This window comes from Streptomyces sp. NPDC006393 (assembly GCF_040628575.1).
Classification (GTDB): domain Bacteria; phylum Actinomycetota; class Actinomycetes; order Streptomycetales; family Streptomycetaceae; genus Streptomyces.
In genome coordinates, this window is sequence record NZ_JBEXZD010000065.1 from 1 (window position 1) to 16,809 (window position 16,809).

The 16,809-nt window shown below is 74.5% G+C and carries 11 protein-coding genes; 4 read left to right on the plus strand and 7 right to left on the minus strand.

Features of this window, described 5'->3' with window-relative positions:
- Nucleotides 1–187: 187 nt before the first annotated feature.
- The 4 genes from ABZ484_RS24375 to ABZ484_RS24390 form a co-directional block, all read right to left on the minus strand.
- Nucleotides 188–4,954: a hypothetical protein gene (locus ABZ484_RS24375; RefSeq protein ID WP_358868039.1), complete on the minus strand. Its 4,767-nt coding sequence runs from the start codon at nucleotides 4,952–4,954 to the stop codon at nucleotides 188–190.
- Between the two features lie 37 nt (nucleotides 4,955–4,991).
- Nucleotides 4,992–5,882 (minus strand): hypothetical protein, encoded by an 891-nt coding sequence (locus tag ABZ484_RS24380; protein ID WP_358868040.1) that lies wholly within the window; start codon nucleotides 5,880–5,882, stop codon nucleotides 4,992–4,994.
- A gap of 31 nt (nucleotides 5,883–5,913) precedes the next feature.
- On the minus strand, nucleotides 5,914–7,443 hold the full coding sequence (locus tag ABZ484_RS24385) for a hypothetical protein (RefSeq protein WP_358868041.1): 1,530 nt from the start codon (nucleotides 7,441–7,443) through the stop codon (nucleotides 5,914–5,916).
- A gap of 194 nt (nucleotides 7,444–7,637) precedes the next feature.
- Nucleotides 7,638–8,333, minus strand: a complete 696-nt coding sequence (locus ABZ484_RS24390; protein ID WP_358868042.1) for a GntR family transcriptional regulator — start codon at nucleotides 8,331–8,333, stop codon at nucleotides 7,638–7,640.
- A 184-nt stretch (nucleotides 8,334–8,517) separates the two neighbouring features.
- Between ABZ484_RS24390 and ABZ484_RS24395 the strand changes: the two genes are divergently transcribed.
- Both ABZ484_RS24395 and ABZ484_RS24400 read left to right on the plus strand, forming a co-directional pair.
- Nucleotides 8,518–9,837, plus strand: coding sequence for an MFS transporter (locus ABZ484_RS24395; protein WP_358868043.1), 1,320 nt, complete (start codon nucleotides 8,518–8,520; stop codon nucleotides 9,835–9,837).
- 92 nt (nucleotides 9,838–9,929) lie between these two features.
- On the plus strand, nucleotides 9,930–10,727 hold the full coding sequence (locus tag ABZ484_RS24400; protein ID WP_358868069.1) for a putative hydro-lyase: 798 nt from the start codon (nucleotides 9,930–9,932) through the stop codon (nucleotides 10,725–10,727).
- A gap of 169 nt (nucleotides 10,728–10,896) precedes the next feature.
- Here the strand turns inward: ABZ484_RS24400 and ABZ484_RS24405 are convergent, their stop codons facing one another.
- Both ABZ484_RS24405 and ABZ484_RS24410 read right to left on the minus strand, forming a co-directional pair.
- Nucleotides 10,897–12,315, minus strand: a complete 1,419-nt coding sequence (locus ABZ484_RS24405; RefSeq protein ID WP_358868044.1) for a HEAT repeat domain-containing protein — start codon at nucleotides 12,313–12,315, stop codon at nucleotides 10,897–10,899.
- Between the two features lie 322 nt (nucleotides 12,316–12,637).
- Nucleotides 12,638–13,042 (minus strand): ankyrin repeat domain-containing protein, encoded by a 405-nt coding sequence (locus tag ABZ484_RS24410; protein WP_358868045.1) that lies wholly within the window; start codon nucleotides 13,040–13,042, stop codon nucleotides 12,638–12,640.
- 373 nt (nucleotides 13,043–13,415) lie between these two features.
- Here ABZ484_RS24410 and ABZ484_RS24415 point away from each other — a divergent pair, with 373 nt between their 5' ends.
- The gene (locus ABZ484_RS24415) at nucleotides 13,416–13,610 is read left to right on the plus strand and encodes a hypothetical protein (protein WP_030175692.1); all 195 of its coding nucleotides are present in this window, start codon (nucleotides 13,416–13,418) and stop codon (nucleotides 13,608–13,610) included.
- 49 nt (nucleotides 13,611–13,659) lie between these two features.
- Nucleotides 13,660–15,240 carry a hypothetical protein gene (locus ABZ484_RS24420; protein ID WP_358868046.1) on the plus strand — a complete coding sequence of 527 codons (1,581 nt, stop codon included), beginning with the start codon at nucleotides 13,660–13,662 and terminating at the stop codon, nucleotides 15,238–15,240.
- A gap of 64 nt (nucleotides 15,241–15,304) precedes the next feature.
- Here ABZ484_RS24420 and ABZ484_RS24425 read toward each other — a convergent pair whose 3' ends face one another.
- A complete protein-coding gene (locus tag ABZ484_RS24425) occupies nucleotides 15,305–16,804 on the minus strand; it encodes a PLP-dependent aminotransferase family protein (RefSeq protein ID WP_358868047.1) in 1,500 nt (499 codons plus the stop codon).
- Nucleotides 16,805–16,809 lie beyond the last annotated feature (5 nt).

Genomic DNA, 16,809 nt, shown 5'->3' on the forward strand with positions numbered 1-16,809 from the left:
GACGCCGCGCTCGCCCTCGACGATCGTCATGTTCGACAGGTCGAAGCCGCGTACCTGGTAGATGCCCTCGGTCACCTCGAACAGCCCGTGCTCGCGAGCGCCGCAGAGCCCGGCGGGAGGAACGGGCGGCCGAGCGCGCCCAGCAGCGAATACGCCGACGGGGCGGCGCGGGCCGGCTGTCTCACTCCTAGATCGGGTACGTCTGGGCGGGGCGCTTGTACATCCGTGTCGCCGTGATCTCGCTGTGAACCGCCTCTCCGGCGGGGGTCGGCTGGGGCAGGCCCGGGCGCAGGTGTTCCTCCACGCTGATGTACTTCAGCCCGGCCCTGAGGTCGGCGTCGTTGCGCAGCCGGATGACCAGCGGGAATTCCGCCAGCGCCGTCGTGTCGAACAGGCCGGTGGTGTACAGGAGCTGGACGCCGAGCGCGTCGGAGACGGCCCGCTGGAGCTCCAGCAGGTACGTGGCGTTGGCGCGGCCGATGGGATTGTCCAGGAACAGCGTGCCCGCGTGCCGGTGCTTGTCGCGGCCGCGGTCGTTGGAGCGCAGCGCGGCCATCGTGCAGTACAGGGCGATGGCCGCGGTGAGCAGCTGACCGCCCGAGAACACGTCGCCCATCTGACCGACGGGCACGCGCTCGGCGCGCAGCACGGCGTCGGGCTTGAGGATCTCCACGGCGACGCCCTTGGGCTGAAGCGCGGCTGCCACTCCGCGCAGCAGCAGGGACATGCCGTCGCGCCGCAGGTCGGAGTTCTTCCTCACGGCGGCCCGGGTCGCCTCGTCGATGACCTCGCCGAGCCGCTCGGTGAGTGTGGCCTGGTCGGGTTCCTCGAAGCGGATGCGCAGGAACTCCTGCCCCGACCACTCGCCGAGGCCTTCGGGGAGACGGGAGAGGCGCTGGGCGGAGCGGAGCGTGGCGAGTGCCGACTCCACGAGGCCGCGCAGCCGGTCGACGATCGAGTCGCGGTTGCGTTCCAGCTGCGCCAGCTCGTCGGTGAGGACGCGCAGCCGGGGTGCGAAGGCCTCGGCCCACTTCTGGGCGTGCTCGGGCAGGGCGGAGGCGGGCAGCTCGCGGATCTGTTGCCGGGCGGGGGTGCGCACCTGTTCGTAGCGGGTGGAGTTGGCGTGCCGGACGAGGACGTCGCCGGCCTCGCGCACGGCGGCCTCGGCGGCGGACAGGTCGGCGGCGCAGCCGCGCAGCGACCGGCGGGCCTCGGCGGCGGCCTGCCGGGCCGCATCCGGGCTGCCCGGGTACGGCTCCGGTTCCTCCTGCTCCTCGTCGACGCTGTGCTCGCGCAGCAGGTCGCGGAGCATGGCGGCGATCTCGTCGAAGCCGCTTGCCGCGTCCTCGGCGGCGCGGTGGGCCTCGAGCAGTTCGGCGTGCGCCTCGCGGGCCTGGGCCAACGCCTCGGTGCGGGAGGCGAGTTCGGTGGTGGCCGTGCGCAGCAGGGCCTGGGCGTGCTCGGCGTCGCGTGGGAGCAGTTCCTCGGGCAGCTCGGTGTGCGCCTCGCCGTCCTCGGGTGCCAGCCGCTCGGCCTCGCCGCGCAGCCGGCCGAGCTGTTCGCTGGCGGACGACATGCGGGTCTCCAGGAGCTGCACCAGTTCCTCGGCGCGGGCGGCGGCGGCCTGCCGGGACGGTCCGTCGGACCCGTCGGGTGACTCCAGGAGCTGCTCGGCGCGGGTGCGGACCTTGTTGCTGAGCCGGTCCAGTTCGGCGCGGGCCGCGCTCTCGTCGCTCTCCGCGCGAGCCTGTTCGGCGCGCAGGTCGGCGCCGACGCCGACCTTCTCGTACACCTGGGAGGCGGCGCGGTAGGCCTCGCGGAGGGCCGGCAGGGACGCCTTCGGCGCGTCCCCGTCGGTCTCGGGCAGGTCGTCGGGGGCTCCGGCGATCTCCGATCGTTCGGCGCGCAGCGCGCGGGCGGTGCGGCGGGCGTCGTCGGCGGCGCGCTGGGCGGCGCGCCGGTCCTCGTCGGCCGCGCGGGCCCGTTCCAGGCAGGTCTGGGCGCGGGCCTCCGACTCGGTGGCCTCGTCGGCGAGTTCGCGAAGTCTGGCCTGCCAGCCGGCGCGCTCGCGCAGCCGGAAGGCGAGCCCGGCGAGGGCGTCGGCGGCGCGCCGGGCCTTCTGCGCGGCCTCCTGGCGTTCGTCGCGCACCTGTGTGGCCTCGGCGGCGGCCTCCTCGGCCTCCGCCCGTGCGGTCCGTGCCTCGGCGAGCTCTGCCTCGGCCTCCTCGGCGAACGCGCGGGCGTCGCGGGCGGTCTCGGCCAGTTCGGACAGCCGCCCGGCGGGGCAGCCGGTGCGCCAGGAGGCGAGCCGGGCGGCGAGCTCGCGGTCCTTGCCGAGCCGGGCGGCCATGCGGCGGATCTCCTCGTCCCGCTCGGTCGCCCGCGCGCGCAGCGCCTGCCGTTCCTCGTCGGCGGCGTGCTCGTCGTGCATGGCCGGGTTCGGCGGCACCAGGAAGACGTCGGCGTTCGCCGAGTCCGCTGCCGGGGTGGGGGCGAGCAGGGCGGCCGCGGTGCCGACGGCCACGGCGGACCGGGGCAGCAGGGCGGCCTCGGCGAGTGTCTCGCGGGCGCGGGCGTGCGTGTCCGGGTCGGTGATGACCACCCCGTCGACCAGTTCGGGCCGGGCGGCCAGCACGCGCGCGTGGTCGGCGGGGTCGACGGCCTGGGCGAGGTAGCGCCAGCCGGGCAGCGCGGGGATGCCGTGCTCGCCGAGGAACTCGACGGTGGCGAGCACGTCGGGGCCGGGCGGGAGCAGACCGCCGTCGCCGAGCGCGCCCAGGATCCGGGCGTCGTCGGCGGCCGCCGTCCGCAGTTCGAACAGGTGCCGCTCGGCGGAGGAGACGGCGTCGTCGAGGAGTTCGCGCAGTTCGTCGGCGAAGCGGTCCAGGTCCTCGGGGCTGAGGGGGCCTTCGGAGGGCGGGCGCGGCGTGCCCTCGGCCGGGGCGCTGGCCGGGCCCGTGGCTCCGGCGCCGTGCCGCCCGGTCGCGTCGGCGCCGGGGTGCGCCTCGTCCGCCGCCTTCCCCGCCCTCTCGTCGACCGGTGTGCCGGCCGACGCGCCGTCCGATCCCGTCCGGGGAGCGGGTACCGCGGCCCGCCCGGCCGTGACGGCGCCGGGCACGCTCAGCAGTTCGGCGAGCCGCTCCTCGGCCGCCAGCGCCTCGGCGATGCGCCGCTCGGCCTCGTGGGCCCGATCCGCCGCCGCAGCGGCGTCGGACGAGCGGGCCGCGGTGAGTTCCGCGCGGGTCTCTGCTGAGGCCGTCTCACGCGCGTGCTCCGTGGCCCTCCGGGCGGCCTCGCGGGCCTCGTCCCAGGCGGCGACGGCCGTCTTCTCGGCGTCGCTGGCGGCCAGCGCGGCGCGCGCCGGATCGGCGTCGGGGGCGCTGTCGTCGAGCCAGCCGGCGCGGACGGCCTCGGCGGTCTCCTGCTCGACCTCGGTCAGCCGCTGGCGCAGGTGGCCGGCCTCGCTGCGGGCCCGCTGGGCCTCGGTTGCGGCGGCCGTAGCGTCGCGGTGGGCCGTCTCCCCCGCCTCCTGAAGCTGCGCGGACCGCTCGTCGCCCTCGTTGGCGAGGGCTTCGGCGCTCTCCGCGGCCGCGTGCAGGGCCCGTACGAGGTCCACGGCGGCCTTGGCGCGTGCGGCGAGCGCCGGAGCCGCGTCCCGCTCGGCCTCCTGGATGGCCGCGGAGACGCGGGCCACGCGGTCGGCGGCGGCCCGGTGGCGCAGTACGGCCTCGGCGGCCTGCCACGCGGAGTGCAGGGTGCGGGCGTCGGCCAGTTCCCGCTTCTGCGCGGCGGCGGACTTCTCGGCGGCGGCCAGGGCCAGCGAGGCGTGCCGGTAGGCGAGTTCGGCGGCGATCAGCGCGCTGCGCTCCCGGGCGCCCTCGGAGTGCGTGACGGCGTAGGCGGCGGCGGTGACGCGCTGGGCGAGGTCGGCGGCGCGCACCCGTTCCCGCACGGCCCGGGCGGACAGCCGGCGCGCCAGCGTGCGCGTGCGCCGCTCGGCCGAGGTGTGGATGTCCCGCGCGCGGGTGCGGGCCTCGGCGGCCTCGACGATCCGTCCGAGCAGGTCGACCGAGCCCGCGGTGAAGTCCCGTTCGGCGATGAGTTCGGCGCGCCGGCCCAGCTTGTTGCCGAAGCCGCTGACGAGGTCGGCGAGTCCGTCGGTGTCGCGGGTGTCGGTGACCGCGCGCAGCAGCAGGTCCGTGAAGTCGGAGTCCTTCTTCACCGCGAACAGGCCGGCCGCCTCGCCCTCGTCGGCGTTCATCTCCCGCTGGTAGCGGAAGAGTTCCGGGTCGAGGCCGAGGTCGCCCAGGTGCTCGGTCCAGCGCTCGTGGATCTCCTCCCAGTGCACCTCCAGGTGCGGGTAGGCCTTGCCGGCCTCGCTGATCGCGTCGCGGAAGCCCTTCATGGTGCGGCGCCGGCCCTGTGCGCCGGAGGCGCCCTCGGCGGGCGGCCGCACGGAGGTGGTCTCGGCGACGGGGAGGTTGTCCAGGGTGAGTCCGGGGCCGGGCCGGAAGGAGTACCAGGCCTCGGCGAACTTGCGCGGGTCGCCCGAGACCTGGCGTCCGCGCCACTCGCTCACCTTGCCGACGACCACGCACTCGCCGGTCTGCACATGCTGCCACTCCAGTGCCACGTGCCCGCAGTCGTCGGCGAGCAGGAACTTGCGCAGCACGCCGGAGCTGGCGCCGCCGAGGGTGTTGCGGTGGCCGGGCAGCATCACCGAGAAGATCAGCTTGAGGAGCACCGACTTTCCGCCGCCGTTCTCCAGGAAGAGCACGCCGGCGGGCGCGGGGCGGCGCGGCGGACCGACCGGCTCCTCCTCGAAGAACTCCGCCTGGATGGGCGCGGGGTCGGGCACCGGCTCGCCCACGCCCCGCAGGTCAAGCACGGTGTCGGCGTAGCGCGCACCGGCGGGACCGATGGAGTAGAGGCGGACCCGGGACAGCTCGTACATGGCGGACTCTCGTCAGTCTTCCGGCAGATCGGGGGGTTCAGGAGTGGGACGGGGCGTGGAGCGGCAGTCCGGCGTCGGCCACCAGGTCCAGGTCGTCGGTGTCCTCGGCGGGCAGCAGGCTCGGGGTGCCGTCGGTCACCGGGACGACGCCCAGGTCGAGGAGTTCGGCCAGGGCGGCGCTGCCCGCCATGTCGCGCACCTGGAGCTGGTAGCGGGCCGTGGTGCGGTAGGTGCCGCCGCTCTCGTCGCCGGTGCGCTGGAGGAACCCGGAGTCGGTGAGGAACGCCAGGGCCTTGGCGACGATGCCGGTCGTGGAGGCGGCGGGGCGGCGGGCGTCCTTGGTGGCGCCGGTCGCGCTGCGTCTGGCCCAGATCCGCCAGGCCGCCTCCAGTCCGGGCGCGTCGGTGGCCGGGTCGGTGTTCTCGCCCTGTGCCTCGGCGCGCTCCTCCAGGCGGCGGCAGGCCTGGCGGACGAAGGCGTCGACTCCGTTGACCGTGACGCGCCCGATGTAGCCGTCGTCGGCCAGGTCCTCGGGGCGCGGGAAGGCCAGGGCGGCCACGGCCAGATGGGCCAGTCCGTGCAGGAAGCGGTCCCCGGAGTCGGCGGCGGTACGACGCGCGTAGTCGCCCATGCGGACGGCGAACACCGAGTCCTCGGCGGCCGTCACCGCCATGCCCGCGCGAGGGGACACCTCCAGCACGATCAGTCCGAGGCCGGCGGCCACGGCGTCCGCCAGCCGTGCGAACGCCGGGTCCTCGCGGTGGCGGCGCAGCAGCTCGGCGTACTCCTGGTCGCGCGCGGGCTGCAGTTTGGGCTGCAGGCCGAAGGCGACGAGCCGGGCCGCGTCGGCGGCGTCGGCGGGGGTGACGGCGCCGGACGCCGACGGGGCGGGGGTCTCCGCCTCACTCCACTCGACGTGCTCGCTCACGGGTTGGGCTCCTTGTCACGCTCTTGATCACTCATGCCGCCTCCGTCCGGTCGGCCGCCATGCCGGCCGCGTCCAGCGACGCGGTTCCGACGATGAGATCGGCGCCGCCGAACTCGGGGTCGTCCAGCTCGGTGCCGTCGTCCACGGCGAACAGCAGCTTCTCCTCGCCCTGCCGGTAGGCGGTGCCGACGGCCGGGCTGGCCGCGTGGACCGCCAGCAGGGCGACCAGGTAGGCGAGATCGGGGTCCCCGGTGCGCCGGGCCTCGGCCAGCAGTCCGGACAGCCGGCGCGGCGCGTCCGCCGGGAGGTCGAGCAGTTCCGTCGCCGCCGCCAGCTGCTCCTCGCTGAACCGGCTGTCGTCGGGGGTGGCGATGAGGTCGGGCTCGGGCATCTCCGCGCCCAGGTGCTCCCGCTCCACGGGCGGGGTGAGCAGCAGGTCCACGAGGTCGCCGACCCGGACGGACACCGGTGTGCGCAGCCCGGTGCCGTGCGCGAAGAAGGCGTCCGTGACGCGGATCGCGTGCTCCAGGGGCAGCGGCAGGGTGGGCGCGAGCAGGTGGCCGTAGAGGTCCGTCCCGGAGGTGGTCAGGGGGGTGGCGAAGGCCTGGCGGTCCTGTTCGGCGCGGAAGAGGGGGCCGGCCTCCAGCAGCCGGGTCTGGAGCTGTGTGTGCCGGCGGATGCAGTCCTTGACGATGTCGACGAGCTCGGCGGCGCGCCGCTTGTGCTCGGGCTCCTCGGACTCGTCGCGCGCCTTGCGGATGTTGGTCAGGATCGCGTTCTCGTGCCGGTAGCGGTCGGCGACGTGGTCCAGGGCCTCGGTGATCATGTCCGGTACGGCGCGCAGCCAGTCCACCGCGCGGACGTTGCGCCGGGTGGCCTCCAGGGCCCGGCGCAGGGTCTCGGAGTACTGCACGGTGCGGTAGCGGGCCTGCTCGGCGGCGAGCTGGGCGTCGGCGAGGCGGCCCCGGTTGATGAGCACCTCCAGCTTGACCTCGGCGGCGATCTGCGCGCTGGTGACGTCCGTGTCCAGGGCGCCCACGAGGACGTTGACCGCCTCGTCCGTGGTGCGCAGGTAGACGCTGCCGCCGGGGCCGGGCACCTCCTCGATCAGCTTGAAGTCGTAGTCCCGGCGCACGTACGTACCGTCCGGCGCGAAGGTGCCGTAGACCGCGCGGAAGCCCCGGTCGACGCTGCCGACGTTGATCAGGTTCTCCAGGACCCAGCGGGCCACCCGCTCGTGCTCGGCGGCCGGCCGCCGCGGCGCCTGGGCGGCGACGCGCGGCAGCAGCCGGGCCACGATCTGCTCGTGGTCGGCGCCGGTGTCGAAGTCCATGTTGAGCGTGACCAGGTCGATGGCGGCGAGCGCGACCTCGGCCATGCCGTACACCGAGTACTCGCCCGCGAGGTTCGCCTTGCGCGTGTCGAGGTCGTGCAGCGGCGCGGTGCAGGCGAGCGCGCGCAGCCGCCGCGCCAGCCCCTCGTCGGCGGCCGGCCCCGGGGCGGGGCGCGGCCCCGCGCTGAGCTGGGGCGGAACACGGTCCGTCGGTGCAGGCGAAGTCACGGTGCACAGACTAGGTCCTCGGTCTGACATCGGCCCAAACGGCGCAGACGCACCCCCGGCGCCACCGCGACCGCACCCGGCTCGCGGGACCCCTGGCACGGCTCCCGACCCGCGACCCGTGACCTCCGAGCGACCCGTGACCTCCGACGCGCGGCTTGGACCCGCGACCCACGGCTCCGGCTTCCCGCTCCCGCCTACGCGTCCTCGCCGACGCGCCGCCGGTACACCTCCACGACCTTCTCCAGCGAGTCGTCGAGGTAGACCGCGAGCATCTTCTCCGCCCCGTCCCGGTCGCCGGCCTGGAGCGCCTGGAGGATCTGCTGGTTGCGGGTGAGGTACGGCTCGTGCAGCCGCCGCGGGTCGTCCACGACGTGGAAGGCGAGGCGCAGTTCGGCGAAGACGCTGCGCATCAGTTCGTCGGTGCGCTCACTGCCCGCGAGCGCCACCAGCTCGGTGTGGAAGTGGATGTTGGCCGTGCCCAGCTCTTTCCAGTCGCTTTCGCGGGTGGCCCGCCGTCCCTCGGCGACGGCCTCGGCCAGTCCGTCCAGCGCGTACGGCGCGGGTCCGAGCCCCCGTACGACGGCGCACTCCACGAGGCGGCGGGTGCGGTAGATGTCCTCGACGTCCTCGACGGTCAGCACCCGTACGAAGACACCGCGGTTCAACTCGTGGACGAGCAGCCGCTCGTGCGTCAGCAGCCGGAACGCCTCGCGCAGCGTGTTGCGGGAGACGCCGAGCGCGCCTCCGATGCTGTCCTCCGACAGCCGGGTGCCGGGCGGGAAGTAGCCGTCGGCGATACGGCTTCTGAGGATGTCCGAGACGCGCTCGGCGGTGCTGGTGCGGCCCAGCAGGGCGCGGTCGTCGGCCAGTCCCTTCAGCTGCTCTGCCATGCCCGGAATTCAACCGCAGATACGAGAACGAGACAACGGGGGTATTGAAGGATCGTTGAACGATCCTCTACGGTGCTGGGCGCGGCGCCGCTCGTCCCCGCCCACCCGGACACCGGGGGGCCGCCGCTTCCGCACGGCACTGCTCACTCACCAGCACCCTCCGTCCCTCAACTGCGAGGTGCCCATGAGCACGACCCCTCCACCGCAGGCACTGACCTCCGGCAAGCGCCCCCGACGCGGTGAACGCGATGCCGGAGACGGCACGTTGGGCTGGCTGCGGGCCCTGGATCCACGGGGCCGGCGCGCCTTCGCGGGCGCGTTCGGCGGCTATGCGCTGGACTCGTACGACTACTTCACGCTGCCGCTGAGCATGGTGGCGCTGGCCTCGTACTTCGGCCTGGACAGCGGCCAGACGGGGCTGTTCACCACCGTCACCCTGGTCGTGTCCGCGATCGGCGGCGCCGTCGCCGGCGTGGTCGCCGACCGGGTCGGGCGGGTCCGGGCACTGATGATCACGGTGATCACCTACGCGGTGTTCACCGTCGCCTGCGGTTTCGCGCCCACCTACGAGACGCTGCTGGTCTTCCGCGCCTTGCAGGGCCTCGGTTTCGGCGGCGAGTGGGCGGTCGGCGCGATCCTGGTCGCCGAGTACGCGAGCGCGAAGCACCGGGGCCGCACACTCGGCGCGGTGCAGAGCTCCTGGGCGGTCGGCTGGGCGCTGGCCGCGGTCGTCTACACGCTGGTGTTCTCCGTCGCCGGCGACGACCTGGCCTGGCGTGTGATGTTCTGGACGGGCGCGCTGCCCGCGCTGCTGGTGGTGTGGGTGCGCCGCCGGGTGCACGACGCGCCGGAGGCGATGGCGGTGCGCGAACAGAGCGCGCGGAGGGGCTCGTTCGCGGCCATCTTCACACCGGGCACGGCCGGCTCGCCGGGGCTGCTGCGCACCACGGTCTTCGCGGGCCTGCTCTCCGCCGGTGTCCAGGGCGGCTACTACACGCTGGCCACGTGGGTGCCGACGTATCTGAAGACGGAGCGGGGCCTGTCGGTCGTCGGGACCGGCTCGTACCTGACGTTCCTGATCTCGGGCGCCTTCGCCGGCTATCTGACCGGCGGTCACCTCACCGACCGGCTGGGCCGCCGGCGCAACATCTGGCTGTTCGCGCTGCTGTCCGCCCTGTGCGTCGTGGCGTACGCGAACATCCCGAGCGGTGCGAACGCCCTGCTGCTGGTGCTCGGTTTCCCGCTGGGTTTCTGCATGTCGGCGATCTTCAGCGGTTTCGGCTCCTACCTGAGCGAGCTGTACCCGACGGAGGTGCGCGGCACCGGTCAGGGCTTCACGTACAACACCGGCCGGGCCGTCGGCGCCGTCTTCCCCACCCTGGTGGGCTTCCTGGCGGACAGCTGGGGCGTGGGCGGGGCGCTGGTCTTCGGCGCGGTCGGCTACGGCGTGGCGGCGCTGGCCCTGCTGGGGCTGCCCGAGACGCGCGGGAAGGAGCTGGCGTGAGCCGCACGGACACGGACACGGACACCACCGGAACCAGGCGGGCCGCGCATGTCACGGACTCCCGCCGTCCGGTCGGGGCGCAGGACCGCCCCGTGATCCTCGTCGACGAGCACGCGCGCGCGTGGAGCCCGCGTACGGCCCGGGAACGCTTCCGGGACGGGCTGGCGGGGCCCACCGCCGGGGTCGCCGCGGGGCACACCCAGGTGAACCTGATCTCTGTCCCCGCCGACTGGGCGTACGAGACGCTGCTGTTCTGCCAGCGCAATCCCAAGCCGTGTCCCGTCCTGGACGTCACCGACGCCGGTTCCTTCCGGACCGTCCTCGCCGACGGCGCGGACCTGCGCACCGACCTGCCGCGCTACCGGGTGTGGCGGGAGGGCGAGCTGGTGGACGAGCCGACGGACGTGCGCGGGCACTGGCGCGGTGACCTGGTGACGTTCCTGATCGGGTGCAGCTTCACCTTCGAGTGGGCGCTGTCCTCCGCGGGCGTGCCGATCCGCCACATCGAGCAGGGACGCAACGTCCCCATGTATGTGACGAGCCGTCAGTGCAGGTCGGCCGGGCGGTTGCACGGCCCGATGGTGGTGTCCATGCGTCCGGTGCCGCCACGCCACCTGCCGGCGGCCATCCGGGAGAGCGGACTGCTCCCGGCGGTGCACGGCAGCCCGGTTCACTGCGGCGATCCGTCCGCGCTGGGCATCGCGGACCTCGCCCGCCCCGACTTCGGCGACCCGGTGGCGGCCGAGCCGGACGACATCCCGGTGTTCTGGGCCTGCGGGGTGACTCCGCAGGCCGCGGTGATGGCCTCCCGGCCGCCTTTCGCCATCACTCACGCACCGGGGCAGATGTTCCTGACGGACGCCCGCGACGAGCGGTACCGCGTGGCCTGAGGGGCCCTCATGGCGCCGCTTCCGGGGCGGGCCGGCGGTGGCGGCGCCCCGGCCGGGCGGGTCAGCCCGTGTCCAGATCGCGACCGATCCACGCCCTTCACGCCGCCGACAGACCAGAACCGGCTCCGGACGCTCACGCGGCCGGCCGATCACGGCCGGTCCGCGACGTTCACGCGGCCGGCAGGTCGGGGTTGATCCGGCTGCGTACGGCGGTCTGGACCTCGGCCTCCTCGGCGGGGTCGGCGGCGAGGCGCCGCAGTTGCTCGACGACCCGGGCGTCGCCGGTCTCGGCGTGGCGGGCGGCGAGTTCGCGGGTGGTCTCCTCGCAGTCCCACAGGCACTCCACGGCGAAGCCGGCGGGGAAGGACGGGTCGGTTGCGGCCAGCGCGCGGGCGGCGCGGCCGCGCAGATGGGAGGAGGCGGTCTCGCGGTAGACGTGCCGCAGGACGGGTGCGGCACAGGTGATGCCGAGGCGTCCGGTGCCGTCGACGAGGGCGCACAGGGTGGGCGCGTCGGGGCCTTCGCCCCGGACCGCCTCCCGGAGGGCGGCGAGGACGAGGTCGCGGTCCCGGGCTCCGCCGCGACAGGCGAGCATCCGGCCGGCGGCGGCGCCCAGCGGGTCGGGGCGGCGGGCCCAGCCGCGGGCCCGGTCCACGGCGGCGACGCTGCGCATGCGTTCGAAGGCGTCCACGGCGGCCTCCACCGCGGTGGACGAGCCGTCGGACACGGCGGCCTCGATCAGGTCGAGGGCGTCGGGATCGTTGCCGTCGGCGAGATAGCGCAAGGCGGTGCAGCGGGCGCCGTCCGTGCCCTGCCGGGCGGCCCGGAGGATCTCCGGCCGGTCCTCGGGACCGGCCACGGCGGCCAGGCACCGGGCGGCCGGGACGTGGAGGGCGGCACCGCGGTCGATGCCCTGCTGGGCCCACTCGAACACGGCCTGCACGCTCCAGCCCGGGCGTGGCCCGGTGGGCCGCAGCTGCCGCTGCCAGCGGTCGAAGCAGCCGGCCTCGTGGGCGGCACGCACGCGCGTGGCGATCGATGCGCGCGGATCCTCCGCCCACAGCCGCCACGGCCGTGGCTCGAAAGCATCGCGTACGGCGGCGGCCAGTTCGGCCTCGCCCTCGGTGTCGGTGGAGAAGCGCGCGAGCACGGGCGCGGCCAGCGCGCGCAGGCCGGCGTCGTCGTCGCGCAGCGCCAGTTCGTCCAGGGCCCAGGCCCAGTTGGCGCCGGTGGCGGCGTACCTGCGCAGCAGGACGAGCGCGTCCCGCCTGCCGTAGGAGGCGAGGTGCCCGAGGACGGCGAGGGCGAGCCCGGTGCGGGACTCCTCGGTGTCGAGGACGTCCTCGGGGTCGAAGAGGTGCGCCTCGATGGAGTCCAGCTCGCCGTTCAGGTCGAGGTAGAGCCGGGCGTAGTACAGGGAGCGGTTCTCCACCTGCCAGTCGTGGCGGGGGTCGCGCACCACGCAGTGGTCGAGAGCCGCGAGCGCTTCGGCGCGCGGGGCGGTGAGCGCGTGCAGTGTGCCGTCGCCGCGGCCCCGCTGGAGCAGGCCGAGCAGCGTGCCGCTGGGCGCTATGACCGGATCGAACATGGGAAACAGCCTCACATCAAGCGTCGACGCAACCGGGGAACACGCACTACCTGGCCGCGTGACAACACGTCGGGGCGCCCGCCGTCTCTTGCTTGCTGTAGACCATCTTCCTCTGCCTCTCGTCGGTGGCCCATGCGGACCGATCACGGTCCGCGCGGTGCGGCAACACCTGCCCAGCCATCGCGTCCGTGAATCACGACGTCATGATGACCCGGCGTCCGTGCCGCCGCGACCGAAATTTCCGGCGGTCTCGCACCGCCTCCCCCGTTTTCGGTGTCTTTACTGGTCAGAACGCTGCTTCAGCAGTCCCCGGCGCCGGGGTTCACTGCTCGGTCGGCTGCTCGCCGAACAGCCGCAGCAGTTCGGCCCGGCCGAACATCCGGGCCGTGTCCAGGGCCGACGGCGTGCCCGCGGAGGGGTCCGCGCCGCCCTCCAGCAGGGCCTTGATCACGTCCTGCTCGCCCTTGAAGACCGCTCCGGCGAGGGGTGTCTGGCCTCTGTCGTTGACGCGGTCGGCATCGGCACCGCGGGCCAGCAGGGCGCGGACGGCGTCGGCGTGACCGTGGTAGGCGGCGAGCATCACCAGGGAGTCGCCGCGATCGTTGGTGAGGTCGGCCGGGACGCCCGCGTCCACGTACGCCACGAGCGCCTCCGTCCGGCCCTGCCGGGCCAGATCGAAGATCTTGGTCGCGAGCTCCACGACCTCGGGGTCGGGGGCTTCACTCATGGCCGGACCGCCTCTCACTGCGAGCGTTGGGGACTGCGGGTACTGCTGGGGGACGGGTACTGCTGGGGAGTGCGTGCGGGCGCCGCTTCGCGGACCTGCGGGGAGAAGCGTACGACCGCGAGCGCTACTCGGCCGTACGGGTGAATCGCCAGGGTACTGGCTCGCGCGGCACATGGCCCGGGACACCCGAGGCAAAGATCACCATGGACCAGGACGCACGGGACAGGACCGCTCGACCACCCCGCCCACCGGCTCCGCCGGCCGAGGGAAATCGAACGAAATTCACCCACTTGCACCTTTTGTCATATGGATACATCCTGTGATGCTGGAAGGACTCAGGGTGACTGTCCCCCTCGACACCAGGAGATCTCTCATGATCCTCTCCATCTCAGGCGTCGTCCTGTTCGGCACCATCGGCTTCATCTTCTTCCGCAAGGACGGGCTGAAGCCCTCACACGCATGTGTGTCGGTCCTGTTCGGTTTCTACCTCGCGAGCACCGCCATCGCTCCGAGCATCAGAGCCGGCGGCGAGTCCCTGGCGAGCCTGATCGGCGGCATGAGGTTCTGACGCACCCACCCCGGGGACCCCTCGCCCGTACGCACGACAGGAGGCAGCAGTGGCCCGGCGCCCCCTCCCCCGCATTCTGAGCACAGGCAGCGCGCAGCTCGCCCGGAGCCGGGAGCTCGCCCGGACGGCGGCGGACAACGCCACGGACATCCTCCACCCGCTGATCACCATCGCCCGCGGTCTGTGCCGGCTCGCCGCGGCCGGCCGGCGCAGATGGGCGGACACGCCCAAGGACCGGCGCGGGCCGCTGCTGTTCCTGGTGGCCTCGGTGATCCTGGTCCTGATGATGGTCCCGTACGGCCCGCTGCTCGCCGCCGTCGTGGTGACGGCGGCGGCGGCCTGGCTGGGCCGTGACCGCACCCCGCCCGAACCCGAGGGCCCCGACGAGTCGCACGTCCGCCGCCTGTCGTCGCTGTACGAGGCGCTGGTGCCGTACTTCTCGGCCGCCGAGGACCCGGCGCCGCTGTACGCGCACGGCGGTGAGTGGCAGAAGGCCTTCCCCTCGTACACGTTCGACGACTCGGGCCGCGTCGCCCACCTGCTGATCCGCTACCCGGCGTACTTCACCGACGGCGAGCCCGAGGCGCGGGCGCGGATCGAGCACCTGCTCGCCGTCAAGACCGGCCGCGGCCGCGAGTACCTCTTCGCCTGGGACGAGGAGGGCAACGAGCTCGCGGTCACCGCGCTGACCCCGCTGCCCACCGGCATTCCGGCCCAGCGGTTCGTCACCGCGCCCGGCGAGACCGTGCTGGGATTCACCGATCCGAGCGAGGTCCAGCGCACCCTCCCCCTCGCCTTCGGCGAGGAACAGCACGACGTGCCGCCGGTCGTCTGGCGCACGGGCCCGCGCTCCACCGAGCCGCACCTGCTGGCCATGGGCCAGCCGGGCAGCGGCACCTCCACGCTTGTGCGCTCGATCGCGCTCCAGGCCCTCCAGCACGGCGACGTGCTCGTCGTCGACGGCGGCGGCACCGGCGAGTACGCCTGCCTGACGGGCCGTGACGGCGTCCTGGCCGTCGAGTGCGGGCTGGCCGGGGTGCTGGCGAGCCTGGAGTGGGCCGCCACCGAGACCGAGCGGCGGTTGATCGCCGTCAACCGGGCGCGGCAGGCGGGCCACCCGCCGCCGGACGACACCACGCGCCCGCTGTGGCTGCTGCTCGACCGGCCGACCGCCTTCACGCACCTGGCCGCCGCGAACGGCCGCAAGGACCCCCAGGCGCTGCTCCAGGTGCCGCTGCGGCACGGCCGCGCGGTCAACGTCACGGTCGTCGTGGCCGAGCAGTTCGACAGCGCGGAGGCGCTCGGTGATCCGCTGCGGCAGCACACCCGCGCGCGGGTCGTGCTCGGGCCCGCGACGGCGGAGCAGGTCAAGGCGGTGCTGGGGGCGCCGCCGCACACGACGGCGCCGCCCGTCTTCCCGCCCGGGCGGGGGTATGCGCGGCTGGGCACGGGGGCCGTGCACCGGCTTCAGGTCCCGGCGACGCCCGATCCGTACGACGACTCGGTGAGTGAGGGGTTGCGGGAGGCGGTGCTGGAGTTGTTGCCGGCGAAGACGCTGCCGGCGGACGGGGAGACGGTTCCGGAACCCGGGGAGGCCGTGGCCGAGGCCGCCGTGGCCGAGCCGTCCTGAGGCCGCGGCCGAGGCCGCTGTGCTGTGGCCGAGCCGTCCTGAGGCCGCGGCCGTGCGGCTGTGCCTACGCCACGAACGTCCTCGGGGACTCACCGTTGCCCGACGCCCCGGTCTCCACCAGGCGGGCCGCTGCCGCGAGCCGCGTCGCCGCTTCCTCGGCCACCGCTCCCGAGACGGTGAACGGCAGGCGGACGTAGCCCTCGAAGGCGCCGTCGACGCCGAAGCGCGGGCCGGACGGAACCCGTACGCCCACGCGCTCGCCCGCCTCGGCCAGGCGGGACCCGGACAGGCCGCCGGTGCGCACCCACAGGGTCAGGCCGCCCCGCGGGACCTCGAACTCCCAGTCGGGCAGCTCGCGCCGGACCGCCGCGACCAGGGCGTCGCGGTTGTCGCGGGCCTGGCCGCGCCGGAGCTCCACGGCCTCCTCCCAGCCGCCGGTGCTGAACAGCCAGTTCACGGCCAGCTGTTCGAGCACGGGGGTGCCCAGGTCGGCGTAGGCCCGCGCGGCCACCAGGCTGCGGATCACGTCGGGGGCCGCCCGCACCCAGCCGATGCGCATCCCGGCCCAGAAGGCCTTGCTGGCGGACCCGACGGTGATCACCGTGGAGCCGGCCGGGTCGAAGGCGCACACCCGCCGGGGCATGTGGAGATCCGGCTCCAGGTACAGCTCGCTCATCGTCTCGTCGACGACGAGCACGGTCCCCGCGGAGCGGGCCGCCTCGACCAGGCGGCGCCGCTGGTCCTCGTCGGCCAGGGCACCGGTCGGGTTGTGGAAGTCGGCGACGACGTAGGCGATCCGGGGCGCGGCCTCCCGCAGCACCTGGCGCCAGCGGTCCAGGTCCCATCCGGTGAGCCCCTCGGCCATGGCCACCGGAACCAGCCGGGCGCCCGCCTCCCGCATCAGCTGGAGGATGTTGGCGTAGGACGGCGACTCCACGGCGATGCGCTCGCCGCGCCCGCCGAAGAGATGGCAGATGGCGTCGATGGCGCCCATGGCGCCCGTCGTGACCATGATCTGCTCCGGCATGGTCGGGATCCCGCGCGCGGTGTACCGCTCGGCGATCATCGAGCGCAGCGCGGGCAGCCCGGCCGGGTAGTCGCCGTGCGTGTGGGCGTACGGCGGCAGTTCCTCCAGGGCGCCCTGCACGGCGCGGGTGAGCCAGGGCTCCGGGGCCTGGAGCGCCGCGGTGCCGAGGTCGATCATCGAGCCCAGTGCCTCCGGGGGCAGGGGTTCGAGCCCCCGCGCGGGCAGCGGGTTGCCGGCCGGGACGGCCGTCCAGCTGCCCGCGCCGCGCCGGGACTCCAGGAAGCCCTCGGTGCGCAGCGCCTCGTAGGCGGCGGCGACCGTGGTGCGGCTGACGGACAGGGCCAGGGCCAGCTCGCGTTCGGCGGGCAGCCGGGCGGCCACCGGCACCCGGCCCTCCAGGACCAGCAGCCGGATGCCGTCGGCGAGCGCACGGTAGGCGGGCGGACGGCGGGTGCCGGGGCCGGCCGGGCGCTTCTGCTGGGAGACGAGCAGCCGGGCGAGCTGTGTGGCGCCCACCGCCGAAGTCCACTGCGCCATGACGA